Origin of the sequence: Marinomonas profundimaris, from assembly GCF_000508165.1 — a bacterium.
Taxonomy (GTDB): Bacteria; Pseudomonadota; Gammaproteobacteria; order Pseudomonadales; family Marinomonadaceae; genus Marinomonas; species Marinomonas profundimaris.
This window is the reverse complement of the sequence record NZ_AYOZ01000034.1, coordinates 252,863-266,959: the sequence shown is the minus strand read 5'-3', so window position 1 is coordinate 266,959 and position 14,097 is coordinate 252,863. Positions and strand designations below refer to the sequence as shown.

The following is a 14,097-nucleotide window of genomic DNA, read 5'->3' as shown; positions in this document are numbered from 1 at the left end:
CCAGATATTGAAAAAGCTCAATAATTGAACGGACAGTGTATCGAATAAAGCATGGCTGCGCGTGAGGGTAATCAAATTAAGGGCCATGAGTTTGTTGTAAAATGGTAACGAACTGTAAAAAATGTATTGTTTTACCTAAATAAAATGCCGCTCAAAGCAAATGAGCGGCATTTCTAGGGTGTTCCAGAAGGTGATGACAAAATTTGCTATTGGAAGAAACGCCAGACAATACTGTGCTCCGACCCTAAGCTCCATAAAAGAACCACCGCAGCCAGTAGCGCTTCTAACACCAAAACCCCAATGCCTAATGTCGTACTGGAAAGGATAAAGCCTTGTTTATGGCTAATGCCCAAAAAGCTCGGTGTGCCCCGGTAAAGTAGGTATCCGGTATACGCCACACCAGCAACGCAAGCCAGCAAGCAAAGCCATATGATTGGATAGACGGCAAATAAGCCACTCAAAAACATGGGCGTTGCAATGTAACCGGCAAACACAATGCACTCTTGGCGTGGTGGGCGACTTGGGTAGTTTCGAGCCATCCAATGAATCAAACTGCCGACCACGACAACAGCGGCAAGAATGAGTACATAAAACAGCAACCCTAAACCAAGGCCATCCATAAAGGAGACCTTCACGGCTTCATCGCCACCAAACGTCCAGCCAAATTGCGTTGTTCCTATAAACGTACTGACAACAGGAATGGCTGCCATCCAAAGAACATGGTGATAGTACATATGGCTGACGGATTCGTGTTCCTGATTGATCGCTCGCCATTCTTTCTCTGGATGGTGAATAAGACCCCAAACATGATTGATCATGGATTCCCCCTTGCTTTGAATCAAAGCGTTATGGATTTGGAAAAACTCCTGATACAGCCACGCCCAAACAATAGTGGCTTATAATCAGTATAGATTGATACGCTCGAAAAAGAGGAAAAGGTAATACCCTTTTCTTATAAAGGAAGAGAGTTTAGAACGATAAAGAAGCAAAGGCGGTGTGAGCTTTGTTCGCCTAATGGCTTTATTGGCATTGATAAGTAGGGGGCATTTCAATCTCATAAGGCGTGTCGATCGGATCGTTAAAATTGGCTCTGCTAATGGCATCTTTTGATAAAAACTCAAACATGTTCCATTTTGAGCAATCTTTATTCACAACGGTGTTGGTAGAATCCAGAATAAGATGATTCTGTTTATCCGTAAGTGTATAGCGAAACGTGTAAATATTTATGGGTGTTTGGACGGACTTATAACCACTCACAATAGGATCCATGAAGTTGCGATAACGGGTGATGCAGGTTCGAGTGTTGGTGCCTAAATCTCTGCGGCAAATTGTGTAGGGTAGGTTTTGAGCGTGATTAAAAATAGGAACCTGTATGGTTTCTATTTTTGATTCTGAGCGAAAATTCACCTTGACCGTATAGTCGGACTGGTCAAACGTATCAGACACATTGGAAAAACCTCTTGCTTGCAGAGCGGCGATCACATTTGGAATATAGCGTTTGTTGGTAAGCTGATCACCTTCAGCGTTCGAAATGACCGTCACGGAAGCAGACTTATCGAGAACGATGGTCGCGTCGACGTTGCTCACATTGTGCCCTGAAAGGGTGATATTGTTTGCGCAACCTGTCAGTAGAAAAGTAAATAACACCAAAAAAGTGAAAGTCTTCATCGTCAAGAGCCCTATTTTTAACTCGTACCATCGTCTAGTGAACATAAAAACACAGATTATGAATTAAACCGAGGTCTGGAATGTGGCGTTTCACTATTTTTCATAAAACTGACGGATGAACGTTGTTTAAAAGACAAATGGCCGTTTGTTATGGCTTAAAGGCTTAGGGTTGTTGGCGAAGACGAATGTAAGAACATAGTAGTGATGAATTATAGACAATAAAAAACCACCCGAAGGTGGTTTCAGACTGCTGACAAAGTCCTCGCCAAACGGCGGGGATTTTTTATAATAGCGCCATGCTTAAAGAACGCCCCCAAACCCAGTCCGCATTAGAGTTTGTCTGTATCGACGAATTGGTCCCTCAAGACCACTTATTACGCAAAATTGATCGTGTGATTGATTTTTCGTTTCTTCATGATCTCGTTAAAGATTTTTACTGCGTCGATAACGGTCGCCCAGCCCTTGATCCTACTCTTATGTTTAAGCTGTTGTTTCTCGGCTATTTGTATGGCGTACGAAGTGAGCGCCAGCTGATACGTGACATCCAAGTGAATGTGGCTTTTCGCTGGTTCCTAGGGTTAGGGCTTACCGACAAGATACCAGACGCTTCTACACTCAGTCAGAATCGTATTCGACGTTTTAATGACTCAGATGTGTACCAACATATTTTTGATGAAATCGTGTTGCAAGCGAAAGAGAAAAAATTGGTCTCAGGGGCAATCTTGTACACCGACTCTACTCATTTAAAAGCCAATGCGAATAAAAAGCATTTTAAAAAAATTCAAGTGGCACAAGAGCGTCAAGCGTATATGGATGACTTGGATAAAGCGGTCGAAGAGGATCGATTGGCTCACGGAAAAAAGTCTCTCCCTCCGGCCAAGAAGGAGGTCGAAACAAGAGAAATTAAACAAAGCACCACCGACCCAGACAGCGGTTATATGGTCAGAGACACCAAACCAAAAGGCTTCTTTTATCTTGATCATCGCACGGTCGATAGCCAATGTAACATCATCACGGATGTTCATGTGACGCCTGGTAATGTTCATGATGCCGTCCCTTATTTAGCGAGACTGGATAGGCAAAAAGAACGTTTTGATTTTAAGGTTCGCGGTGTGGGTCTGGATGCGGGCTATTTTACGTCGGCTATCTGTTACGGGGTGGAAGAGAGAAAGCTCTATGCCGTGATGGGGTATCGAAGACCCACACATCGAAAAGGTTACTTTTATAAGCGTGAGTATGTTTACGATGCAGAACGAGACGAATACCAATGCCCTCAGGGTGAGTCTCTTATTTATAAAACAACGAGCCGAGAAGGCTACCGTCATTACCAGTCTGATCCATCGCTGTGCCAGCGGTGTCCAGTTAGAGATAAATGCACGCAAAATAAGGATGCGGTAAAAACCCTCACTCGCCATGTTTGGGAAGATCGTAAAGAGCGAGTGAATCAGCGCAGGCTAACAGAGGTCGGAAAGCGTATTTATGCACGAAGAAAAGAAACCGTAGAGCGCAGTTTTGCGGATGCTAAAGAACTTCATAGTTACCGTTACGCTCGGTTCAGAGGCATTAAAAAAGTTCAAGCGCAGTGTTTATTGACCGCGGCGGCTCAAAACATGAAAAAGATAGCCTTGATGTTGAAGTAAGGTTCGACTCTCGACTTTATTTTAATGAAATATTGTCATATAGAGCCTATAAAAGCGGCAACACAGTATTCCGAGAGTTAAATAGCCTATTGCCCGTTTTATAAGCGGAAATACATTAAAAGCCCCTAAAACAATAAACCCCAGCAAAAATACTGGGGTTTATCAGCAGCCTGAAACCACCCGAAGGTGGTTTTTTTATTTGGTGCCTCATATGTGCACCGACTTCATTTTAAAAAGTGCAAACCCTTTTAAAATCAAGCCTTTAATTGGTGGAGGCGGGGGGGGTCGAACCCCCGTCCGTCAGTCCTCTGCCATCGGCTCTACATGCATAGTCACTTCTATTATTTGACCACGAACCGCCCGAAGGACAGGGTGTTAATGGCGAGCCTACTTAGTCTTAGAACCTTATCCCTAGGCGGGGCATCAGTTAGCATCTCGTAATTTATGATACTGCAGAATCTCTGGCTACAAGCAACCTGAGGGCAGCACACTAGCAGCGGTTTAGGCTGCTAAAGCGTAGTTTTCGTCGTTTGCGACTATAAAATTGATGCGGGGGATTAACGAGATCACGCATCACTCTCGACATGCACCTTTGGGTTTGTAACCGACGTCGAAACCATGTCGCCCCCAAAAAGTAACGCAATTCTAACGGAAACAAAGTGCTTACGCTAGAGATAACGCTGAAATGCTTTCTATCTTCACAATTAAATGACAGAGCTAAGCGCTGTGTTTCATTAATCGTTCTTTGTCCCTTGACCAATCACGATCTCTTTCGGTATCGCGTTTGTCATGGTCTTTTTTACCGGTTACTAAGGCGACTTCACATTTGATCTTGTTGCCTTTCCAGTACAGCGCCATGGCCGCACAGGTTTTGCCTTTTTGCTCAGTAACCTGAATGATCTTATCGAGCTCTTTGCGATTTAGCAGCAGTTTGCGTTGGCGCATTGGCTCACAAACAACATGCGTAGATGCGCTAAGCAGTGGCACAATGCGTGCGCCGACAAGCCATGCTTCGTTTTGGTGAATGATGACGAAGGCATCGACTAGTTGTGCTTTGCCTTCACGCAGACTTTTTACTTCCCAACCAGATAAAACCAGTCCGGCTTCGAACTTCTGATCGACAAAGTAGTCAAATTTTGCACGTTTATTAAGCGCAATAGTGCCCGTGCTGTTGGATTTTTTCTTTACTTTACTCATAGTTAGAAATTATACGGTCGATAGGAGCAAAAACCTATGCTTTTCTTGAGGTATGCGCCTGAATGATAGAAAATTCGTACTTGTTAATTATTTTGTCTGGCTAGGTGTTGTAGATGTGTTGGCCACGTCTGTATTTTCTTCCTATCCTTAAACACATGTTGTGTATTTAGAGCCTAAATTTATGCCTGAAAGTCGATGTTTACAAGGTATCTGGTCAAGTCCGTGGATATTTATTTTTGCGGCGAGTGGATCGGCGGTTGGATTGGGAAATATTTGGAAGTTTCCTTATGTTTTAGGGCAAAACGGCGGCGGTGCTTTTTTATTAGTGTATTGCTTGTGTTTGTTGTTGGTTGGATTGCCAGTCTTAATGGCCGAAGTGGCGTTGGGGCGAACGGTTCGATCTAACCCTGTTGATACGGTGAACGACTTAAGTGAACGACGTATTGTGCACCCAGCTTGGGTTTTTGTGCCGTGGCTTGCGGGCGCGACAGGTTTCTTGATTCTGACGTTTTATAGCGTGATCGCGGGGTGGTCGATTGCTTATTTAGAGCGTGCATTATCGGGCGACTTTAAAGAGATTACGCAATATGGTGCCTCTAACATGTTCAATCGCTTGTTGGCGGACCCTGTAGAAATGTTGCTTTGGCATTCGGTGTTTATGGCGTTGGTTGTATTGACGGTTGGGCAATCGGTGACGCGAGGATTATCGGCCGTGGTTCGTTTGTTGTTGCCAGCATTGGTGGTGACTTTGGTGCTGATGGCTTGTTATTCCATGGTGATTGGGAATACGGCAGAGGCGCTGGATTTTATGTTCCGTTGGTCGTGGCAAGATATTACGTTTGATGTGATTCTGGCGGCGGTCGGCCTTGCTCTATTTAGCTTGAGTGTGGGCATGGGGGCGATGTTTGCCTATGGCGCTTACATGAGTAAGCGAATGTCCATTGCGCGCGCTTGTAGCATTGTGGTTGGTGTGGATTTGCTGGTGGCTATTTTAGCCGGGTTGGTGATTTTCCCTCTGGTGTTTTCTTTTCATATTGATGTTGAAGCTGGCCCAAGTTTGACCTTTGTTTCTTTGCCAATAATCTTTGGTGGTCTGCCTGGCGGTCAGTTCTTTGCTGGTGTGTTCTTTTTATTGCTGGTGGTTGCGGCACTAACATCGGCGATTTCAATGATGGAGTTGTTCGTTGCTTGGTTGCATGAAAAATTCTATTTTTCTCGTTTAAAAGCCGCTGTATTAATGGGCATTGCCGTTTGGTTTATTGGCATTGCTGTATTGCTGTCATTTAATCACTGGGACAGCAAAATTGTCTTTGGGCTGAATTTTTTTGAATTGTTGGATGAGTTCACCTCTTTGATCCTTTTGCCTGTTGGAGCGATTGCTTTGTCGGTGTTGGTGGCTTGGTTTATTCCCCACTCTATGTTGCAAAATGAAATGATTACGAAACAGGCCAATCATTTTCAGTGGTGGTACAAGACGTTAAAATACATCAGTATTCCTGCGATGTTGGTGATAACCCTTGCAGGTTGGATAGGAGTTTAGTTTGAGTCATATAGAACGATTTGCTCATGTAAATTACAGTTGCGAGCAAATGTTTGCTTTGGTGAATGATATTAATGGTTATCCAGAGTTTTTACCGGGCTGCCTAAGCGCGACTCTAATTTCGCAAACACCCACGGAAATCGTGGCGTCTTTAGAAGTGGGCAAAGGGCCAGTGCGACAATCTTTTACAACAAAGAACTTTTTGGAAAATCACAGTCAAATAGAGATGACCTTAGTAAAAGGGCCATTTAAGCGTCTGCATGGCGTATGGACTTTTACGGAGCTGTCGCCAACGAGCTGCAAAATTATGCTGAGCATCAATTTTGAATTAAGTGGTATGTTGAAATTTGCATTTGGTGGTGTGTTTAGTCAGATTGCCAATGCAATGGTCGATTCTTTTAGCAAGCGTGCAAAAGTGGTATACGGTGAATAGTATGAGAGTGGAAGTGGCTTACGCTTTGCCTGAGAAGCAAAAAATCATAGCGTTGGATGTTGAGGAAGGCTGTACCGTTCGTGACGCTGTTCGTCGTTCCAATATGGCTGTTTTTTTTCCAGAAGTAGATGTTGAGACAGTGAAAGTCGGCATCTTTGGGAAGTCAGTGCGTAACGCAGAAGAGCAAGTGTTAAAAGAGGGTGAGCGAGTCGAACTGTATCGTGAACTGAAAGTTGACCCTAAACAAGCTAGGGCCAACCGCGCAGCGAAAACGACAAAGGATTAATTGTTTTTAATGTCTGCTAATACGCCGTCATTAAAAATAAGCACTAGATCGCTAGCATCACTTTGTTTGGTGTCAGCGGTTGCATACCGAGTTGTGTATAAGTAATGCCATTCGTTTGGTTTAAAGGTATCTTTCAGCATTGGGTTTCCCAGCAGATATGTTACCTGAGATTCAGACATGCCAACTTGTAACTGTGCTAACTGCTCCTTTGTTACAAGGTTTCCTTGTGTGACTGGAACCTTGTAAGGTGGTGGAAATAAACTGCATGCGCTAAGCGAAAGTGCTGCGCATAGTATTAAAACTGATTTTTTCATTTGTATTATCCTTACTCTGGTATGCTAATGATAAAGTAATTATCAATAAGAACGAATAGAGAATGACTCATGACTAGCGAAAATCAAGAGCTAAAGAAAGCGGGACTCAAGGTAACTTTGCCACGAGTGAAAATTTTACAAATCCTTGAGACGGCGGGCGACCGCCATATGAGCGCGGATGACGTTTATCGTACCCTGCTTGATCAAGGCGAAGACGTAGGCTTGGCAACGGTTTATCGTGTGTTAACTCAATTTGAAACGGCGGGTTTGGTTCAACGTCATCACTTTGAAGCGGGCACTGCGGTTTTCGAATTGGCAAAAGGCGATCACCACGATCATATGATTTGTTTGGAAACGGGCAAAGTGATTGAGTTTGTTGATCCAGTGATTGAGCAGCGTCAGCATGAAATTGCGGAAGAACATGGCTTTGATATTGAAGATCACAGTCTGATCATCTACGTGCGTCCAAAGAAGAAATAAACACACGCTTATTGCGTCGTGTATGAAAAGGGCTTAAATAGCAGAATTTAAGCCCTTTTTTTATCTTTCATTATTGCAGTTGAACATTGCCAAGCATTTCTCGAGCATGGGCGAGTGTTTGCTCGGTGAGTTCTAGTCCGCCTAACAGACGTGCAATCTCTTGTGTGCGTTCTTGATCCTTCAATAACTCAACCTGCGACGATGTGGCTTCATCGGCAACCAATTTACTCACTCGTAAGTGTTGATTACCCTGAGCCGCGACTTGTGCCAAATGAGTTACACAGAAAACCTGACCACGTTTACCAACCGATCGAAGCATTCGTCCGACGACTTCCGCAATGCCTCCACTGATGCCCACATCGACTTCATCGAACACTAAGGTTGGTATGATGGATGTGTGCGCGGTGACCACTTGAATTCCCAAACTAATTCGCGAAAGTTCACCGCCGGATGCGACTTTGCGTAATGGTTGAGCGAGTTGGCCTGGGTTAGACGCAATCATGTATTCGATGTCTTCAAATCCGTTTGCCGTGACTTGGTTTAGTGGTTGGCACTGAATAAAGAAACGCGCGTGTGGCATGCCTAAGCCATGAACCTGTTCTTCTACTTTTTGAGCAAGGTCGTCTTTTGCCGTAATGCGTTTTTCGGTCAATGTTGTGGCCAGCGCGGTAAGCTTTTCATAGGCTTGCTCTTCTTTTTCCTTGAGAGATTCGAGGCTTTCCTCGCTACCTTGTAGGCTGTCTAGCTCTGCTTCAACGCTTTCACGCAAGGTGATGAGCGATTCTGGCAATGTTCTGTGCTTTCGCGCGGTCTCATAAATGTCGGATAAACGCTGCTCTACTGAGGTAAGGCGTTCAGGATTTTGTTCAAGAGTGTCTTGGTAGTGATGAAGGCTGTCTGCCGCTTCTTGGGCTTGGATCAGTGCCGTGTTCATCATTTCAAGCGCGCTTTCGAGTTCTTTTGTGGCTGGATTGATCTGATTAGCGCTGTTGATCGCCTTATGTAATAGAGAGCAAACATTGCCCTCGTCGCTGTCGATTAAAATGCCGCTGGCTTGATAGGCTTTAAATTGTGAATCGGCAATGTTGGATAAAAAAGCCTGCTCGTTTTCCAGTTCGTTAATTTCGTCACTTTTCAAATCAAGTTGCTGTAATTCTTGTGCTTGATAAGACAGTAATTGGATCTTGGCATCTTGTTCGGAAGATCGATTTTGTTGAGCAGACAGCTCTTCTTTTAATTGTCGCCAAACGGTGTATTGCTGACTGACTTTTTTTGTTAGGTCGGTCAGCTGGCCATAGGCATCAAGTTGCTGTCTTTGGGCGTTCTTTTTTAATAACGACTGGTGTTCGTGTTGTCCATGAATATCAACAAGTTGACTGCCGACTTCTTTTAAATCTGTCAAGGTACAAGGGCGGCCGTTTATATAGGCTTTCGATCGTCCTTCTTTGCTAATGACTCGACGTAGTATGCAGTGTTGTTCATGCTCTAGATCTCTTTCTTCAAGCCATTTATGAACATGAGGGTACTGCTGTATATCAAAGCTGGCGCTGATATCCGCTTTCTTTTCTCCATGGCGCACGACGGCGGCGTCAGTGCGATCCCCTAAACATAATGACAGGGCATCCACCATGATGGATTTGCCTGCGCCTGTTTCACCTGAAATCACGGTCATGCCTTTTTTGAATTCCAGTTCTAGGGATTCAACAATGGCGAAGTTGGAAATAGCGATACTGGTCAGCATAGAGAGCTCCGAGAAAAATAATATTTTATATGGTTATTTATACAGTAGTTGGCTGTTTTTTGACAAGTCTAGTTCGCAAATTTAATTCCCATGAAATTAATGCGGTTTTAGTGTTGAAAGGTAAAAAGCAGTCCCCATATAACCTGCACAGAGAAAGAATTGTTTCTGTTATTTGGAGTTGAAGAATGAGTGAACAGCAAAAAAATCCTAATCTAGAAGCGGAGCAAGTTTTGAATAGCGAAACGCAAAACGAAACAGTAGAAGAACTTTTAGAGCCTGAAGTAGAGGTTTTAGAAGAAGTTACTGAAAATGATGAGCTTGCAAAAGCATTAGAAGAAGTCGCTCAGTATAAAGAAGCGGCACTTCGCTCTCAGGCTGATGCGCAAAACGTGCGCCGCCGTGCCGAGCAAGATGTTGAAAAGGCGCATAAATTTGGCGTCGAAAAATTTGCCAAGTCGATTGTGAACGTCGCAGACAATCTTGAGCGTGCATTGGCGTCGGCGCCTGCAACAGGTGAATCAGACCCTGTTCGTGAAGGTGTTGAGCTGACACTGAAAGACTTGATTGAAACATTAGCGCGTTTTGAAGTGAAAGTGGTTGATCCGCATGGCGAACCTTTCAACCCAGAATTGCATCAAGCGATCACTATGGTGCCAAATCCTGAGTTAGAGCCAAACACCGTTATGGATGTTGTGCAGAAAGGTTACACGCTTCATGGCCGTCTATTGCGACCTGCAATGGTAGTGGTTTCAAGCGCGGCATAAATTGCCTGTCATTTTTTTGACACCGAACGCTTGAAATACAAAAAAGCGGACCCAAATACAGAATTATCATTGTTATAAACGAATTTATTGGAGATACAAACCATGGGTAGAATCATTGGTATTGACTTAGGTACAACGAACTCTTGTGTTGCTGTACTAGATGGCGAAAAAGCACGTGTAATTGAAAACGCGGAAGGCGATCGCACCACACCGTCTATCGTTGCTTATGCAGACGATGGTGAAGTATTGGTTGGTCAATCCGCAAAACGTCAAGCGGTTACAAACCCAACAAACACCGTGTTTGCGGTTAAACGTTTGATTGGTCGTAAATTTAAAGACGACGTTGTACAAAAAGACATCTCTATGGTGCCTTACAAAATCGTTGCTGCTGATAACGGCGATGCTTGGGTAGAAGTGAAAGGCGAGAAGAAAGCGCCACCACAAATTTCCGCTGAAGTTCTTAAGAAAATGAAGAAAACAGCAGAAGATTACCTTGGCGAGAAAGTAACCGAAGCGGTTATTACGGTGCCTGCTTACTTCAATGACTCTCAGCGTCAAGCAACAAAAGACGCAGGTAAAATCGCTGGTCTAGAAGTAAAACGTATTATTAACGAGCCAACAGCGGCTGCCTTGGCTTACGGTCTAGACAAGAGCTCAGGTGATTCTACTATCGCGGTTTATGACCTTGGTGGTGGTACATTCGATATCTCTATTATCGAAATTGCTGACGTTGATGGTGAGAAGCAATTCGAAGTGTTGTCTACAAACGGTGATACTTTCCTAGGTGGTGAAGATTTCGACATGCGCGTTATCGAATTCCTAGCGGCTGAATTCAAAAAAACGTCTGGTATCGATCTGCACAACGATCCACTTGCGCTACAACGTTTGAAAGAAGCGGGCGAAAAAGCCAAAGTTGAATTGTCTTCTTCTTCACAGACTGAAGTTAACTTACCTTACATCACGGCAGATGCGACTGGCCCTAAACACTTAAACGTGAAATTGACACGTTCTAAGTTGGAGTCTTTGGTTGAAGAGCTTGTATTGAAATCTCTTGAGCCTTGTCGTCAAGCGTTGAAAGATGCCGACCTGAAAGCGTCTGATATCGATGAAGTTATCTTGGTTGGTGGTCAAACACGTATGCCAATGGTTCAAGCGAAAGTAACTGAATTCTTCGGTAAAGAGCCACGTAAAGACGTTAACCCAGATGAAGCGGTAGCAATTGGTGCTTCTATCCAAGGCGCGGTACTTTCTGGTGATGTAAAAGACGTTCTTCTTCTAGACGTTACGCCACTGTCTTTGGGTATCGAGACTATGGGCGGCGTAATGACCGCGTTGATCGAGAAAAACACGACGATTCCTACTAAGAAATCTCAGACGTTCTCTACAGCAGAAGACAACCAAAATGCGGTAACGATCCACGCATTGCAAGGTGAACGTAAGCAAGCGTCTCAGAATAAATCGCTAGGCCGTTTTGATTTGGCTGACATTCCACCGGCTCCACGTGGTGTGCCACAAATCGAAGTAAGCTTCGATCTTGATGCCAACGGTATCTTGAGCGTGTCTGCGAAAGACAAAGCAACGGGTAAAGAACAGTCTATCGTGATCAAATCTTCTTCTGGCTTGAGTGATGAAGAAGTTGAAAAAATGGTTCAAGACGCTGAAGCAAACGCGGAAGAAGATCGCAAGTTCGAAGAGCTTGTACAAGTTCGCAACACCGCTGACGGCATGATCCACGCGACGCGTAAAACGTTGGTTGATGCTGGTGACAAAGCAACAGCAGAAGAAAAAGAAGCGATTGAAACAGCGATCACTGAGCTTGAAGAAGCGCTAACGTCTAATGACAAAGAGAAGATCGAAGAGAAAACGAATGCGTTGACTCAAGCGTCTGGCACTTTGGCTCAGAAGATGTATGCAGAAGCAGAAGCCGGCGAACAGCCAGCTGAAGGCGAGCAAGCTAAGTCTCAGGATGATGCGGTTGACGCAGAATTCGAAGAAGTAAAAGACGATAAAAAATAAGCGTTAAACCTTATTTTTGCCCTTCTCAAAAAGGGTTGTTGATAGCGAACACGGTTTTAGGACCGTGTTTTGCTATTTGTAATATCTGAGATTGACGATTTTTTAGATCTAGGTTCAGCGTTTAGAGACAGATTTTTCAATTCAGATTGTTAGATTCAAACTTTTCAATTCAGACTTTTCAATTCAGGAATGCCTTCGATGAGCAAAAGAGACTATTACGACGTTCTTGGGGTGGCCAAAAGCGCGGATAAGAAAGACATTAAAAAAGCTTATCGTTCTTTAGCGAATAAGTACCACCCAGATAAGAATCCAGATAACCCAGAAGCATTGGAAAAATTCAAAGAGCTGGCCGAAGCTTATGAAATTTTGTCTTCCGAAGAAAAACGTGAAGCCTACGATCGTTTTGGCCATGAAGGTGTCAATGGACAGGGCGGCGGCTACGGCGGTGGTGCTGGCGCTGGTGGTTTTAGTGATATTTTTGGTGATGTATTCGGCGATATTTTCGGCGGCGGTGGTGGCGGTGGTCAAAGCCGAACGCGTCGTGGTTCCGATTTACGTTACACATTAGAGCTTGATCTTGAACAAGCCGTCTGGGGATGCGAAGAAAAAATTCGTATACCAACACTGGTGAATTGTAAGAAATGTGAAGGTTCTGGTGCGAAGAAAGGCTCGACACCGAAAACCTGTGGTACCTGTGGTGGCGCTGGCCAAGTCCGCATGTCACAAGGTTTCTTCTCGGTGCAGCAAGCGTGCCCAGAATGTCATGGTGCAGGTCAGGTGATCAGTGATCCTTGTAATGATTGTCATGGTCAAGGCCGTGTTCAAGAGTACAAAACGTTAAATGTTAAAATCCCTGCGGGCGTGGATACAGGTGATCGTATTCGTTTGTCTGGTGAGGGCGAAGCCGGAACGCATGGCGGTCCAGCGGGTGATTTGTTTGTTCAGGTGTCGGTTAAGCCGCACAATATTTTCGAACGTGATGGCGCGAACTTGTACTGTGAAGTGCCAATCAGCTTCACTACAGCGGCGTTGGGTGGCGAAATTGATGTGCCGACGCTAGATGGTCGTGTGCGTCTGAAAGTGACTGCTGAATGTCAGTCTGGCAAATTGTTCCGTCTTCGTAATAAAGGCGTTAAGCCGGTTCGTGGCGGGCCAGTGGGTGATTTGATTTGTAAGGCAGTGATTGAAACGCCAGTGAACCTGACTTCACGTCAAAAAGAGTTGTTCACTGAATTAGCCGAAAGCATGGGTGAAGGAACGGATCATTCACCTAAGCAGAAAAGCTGGTTTGACGGCGTAAAACGTTTCTTTGATGATATTAAGAAGTAAACGTTTCACGTTGATAGTGGATGTTTGAGAAATTGAAAATCTAACGAAAAGGCGCCTATTTGGCGCCTTTTTCTTTTAGTAGGTAATCGATGTGATTGCTGAGTAAATTAGCGGCATTAGTGAAGCTTTTATTGTTCGGAATAATAAAGTCCGATTTGCTGCGAATATCGATCGTTTTTAACGAGGCCTGACGAACATGGCGCATGTAACGGCTAGTGACTTCGTTTACATCTCGACCGCGTTCAGCGATGTCTCGTTTTAGGCGTCGGACGATGGCAATGTCCATATCGGTGTCGACATACAAAAGGTAATCAACCGCATCGCGAATTCCAGCGTCCTGAAACATCATGTGACCTTCAACCAGTACAATGTGCGTTGACTCTAGGTTTCGGTATCCTGTGCGTCTGTGCTGTGCATGATCGTAAACGGGAATTTCATTCGGTTGCTGACGATTTTTGCAGTTGTGAATGGCCATTGTGATGCTTTCTAGGTCTAGCGAGCTAAGGTCATCAAAGTTGTAAACGTCAGGATCGATGCTTCCGCAGCCATTGTAGAAGCTGTCTTGGCACAAGACTGTAATTCTGTCGCCATGGCCTTCTGCTAATAAAGAACAAAGTCGGCTTTTGCCGCTGCCAGATACGCCCGTGACGCCAATAACTAGTGCCATGTATTACCTCAATAAATAAAGT

The 14,097-nt window shown here is 44.4% G+C and carries 14 protein-coding genes and 1 other RNA gene; 8 read left to right on the top strand and 7 right to left on the bottom strand.

Features of this window, described 5'->3' with window-relative positions:
- Positions 1-206: 206 nt before the first annotated feature.
- Complete coding sequence (locus D104_RS32045) at positions 207-818, bottom strand: Yip1 family protein (RefSeq protein ID WP_024024751.1); 612 nt, start codon at positions 816-818, stop codon at positions 207-209.
- A 202-nt stretch (positions 819-1,020) separates the two neighbouring features.
- Complete coding sequence (locus D104_RS32040) at positions 1,021-1,668, bottom strand: hypothetical protein (RefSeq protein WP_024024750.1); 648 nt, start codon at positions 1,666-1,668, stop codon at positions 1,021-1,023.
- Positions 1,669-1,964: 296 nt separating this feature from the next.
- Between D104_RS32040 and D104_RS32035 the strand changes: the two genes are divergently transcribed.
- Complete coding sequence (locus D104_RS32035) at positions 1,965-3,308, top strand: IS1182 family transposase (protein ID WP_024024749.1); 1,344 nt, start codon at positions 1,965-1,967, stop codon at positions 3,306-3,308.
- 267 nt (positions 3,309-3,575) lie between these two features.
- Here D104_RS32035 and ssrA read toward each other — a convergent pair.
- Both ssrA and smpB read right to left on the bottom strand, forming a co-directional pair.
- Positions 3,576-3,937: a transfer-messenger RNA gene (gene ssrA / locus D104_RS37230) on the bottom strand.
- 88 nt (positions 3,938-4,025) lie between these two features.
- Positions 4,026-4,505 carry an SsrA-binding protein SmpB gene (smpB, locus tag D104_RS32030; RefSeq protein ID WP_024024748.1) on the bottom strand — a complete coding sequence of 160 codons (480 nt, stop codon included), beginning with the start codon at positions 4,503-4,505 and terminating at the stop codon, positions 4,026-4,028.
- Positions 4,506-4,686: 181 nt separating this feature from the next.
- Between smpB and D104_RS32025 the strand changes: the two genes are divergently transcribed.
- Genes D104_RS32025 through D104_RS32015 form a run of 3 tightly spaced genes read left to right on the top strand, consistent with a single transcriptional unit; the run spans position 4,687 to position 6,764 of the window.
- Positions 4,687-6,045, top strand: a complete 1,359-nt coding sequence (locus tag D104_RS32025; RefSeq protein WP_024024747.1) for a sodium-dependent transporter — start codon at positions 4,687-4,689, stop codon at positions 6,043-6,045.
- 1 nt (position 6,046) lies between these two features.
- The gene (locus D104_RS32020; RefSeq protein ID WP_024024746.1) at positions 6,047-6,478 is read left to right on the top strand and encodes a type II toxin-antitoxin system RatA family toxin; all 432 of its coding nucleotides are present in this window, start codon (positions 6,047-6,049) and stop codon (positions 6,476-6,478) included.
- A gap of 1 nt (position 6,479) precedes the next feature.
- Positions 6,480-6,764 carry an RnfH family protein gene (locus D104_RS32015; protein ID WP_024024745.1) on the top strand — a complete coding sequence of 95 codons (285 nt, stop codon included), beginning with the start codon at positions 6,480-6,482 and terminating at the stop codon, positions 6,762-6,764.
- Here D104_RS32015 and D104_RS32010 read toward each other — a convergent pair.
- Positions 6,761-7,078: an outer membrane protein assembly factor BamE gene (locus tag D104_RS32010; RefSeq protein WP_024024744.1), complete on the bottom strand. Its 318-nt coding sequence runs from the start codon at positions 7,076-7,078 to the stop codon at positions 6,761-6,763. The genes D104_RS32015 and D104_RS32010 overlap by 4 nt on opposite strands.
- A gap of 69 nt (positions 7,079-7,147) precedes the next feature.
- On the opposite strand from D104_RS32010, the gene fur reads away from it, so the two are divergent.
- Positions 7,148-7,558 (top strand): ferric iron uptake transcriptional regulator, encoded by a 411-nt coding sequence (gene fur, locus D104_RS32005; protein WP_024024743.1) that lies wholly within the window; start codon positions 7,148-7,150, stop codon positions 7,556-7,558.
- 70 nt (positions 7,559-7,628) lie between these two features.
- On the opposite strand, the gene recN is transcribed toward fur, so the two are convergent.
- Complete coding sequence (gene recN / locus D104_RS32000) at positions 7,629-9,299, bottom strand: DNA repair protein RecN (protein WP_024024742.1); 1,671 nt, start codon at positions 9,297-9,299, stop codon at positions 7,629-7,631.
- A gap of 185 nt (positions 9,300-9,484) precedes the next feature.
- On the opposite strand from recN, the gene grpE reads away from it, so the two are divergent.
- The 3 genes from grpE to dnaJ all read left to right on the top strand — a co-directional run bounded on the left by grpE (position 9,485) and on the right by dnaJ (position 13,408).
- Positions 9,485-10,063, top strand: a complete 579-nt coding sequence (gene grpE / locus D104_RS31995) for a nucleotide exchange factor GrpE (protein WP_024024741.1) — start codon at positions 9,485-9,487, stop codon at positions 10,061-10,063.
- A 102-nt stretch (positions 10,064-10,165) separates the two neighbouring features.
- Entirely contained in the window at positions 10,166-12,079 is a 1,914-nt protein-coding gene (gene dnaK, locus D104_RS31990) for a molecular chaperone DnaK (protein ID WP_024024740.1), read from the top strand.
- A 198-nt stretch (positions 12,080-12,277) separates the two neighbouring features.
- Positions 12,278-13,408, top strand: coding sequence for a molecular chaperone DnaJ (gene dnaJ / locus D104_RS31985; protein ID WP_024024739.1), 1,131 nt, complete (start codon positions 12,278-12,280; stop codon positions 13,406-13,408).
- Positions 13,409-13,463: 55 nt separating this feature from the next.
- Here dnaJ and D104_RS31980 read toward each other — a convergent pair whose 3' ends face one another.
- Positions 13,464-14,075, bottom strand: a complete 612-nt coding sequence (locus tag D104_RS31980) for a uridine kinase family protein (protein WP_024024738.1) — start codon at positions 14,073-14,075, stop codon at positions 13,464-13,466.
- Between the last annotated feature and the right edge of the window lie 22 nt (positions 14,076-14,097).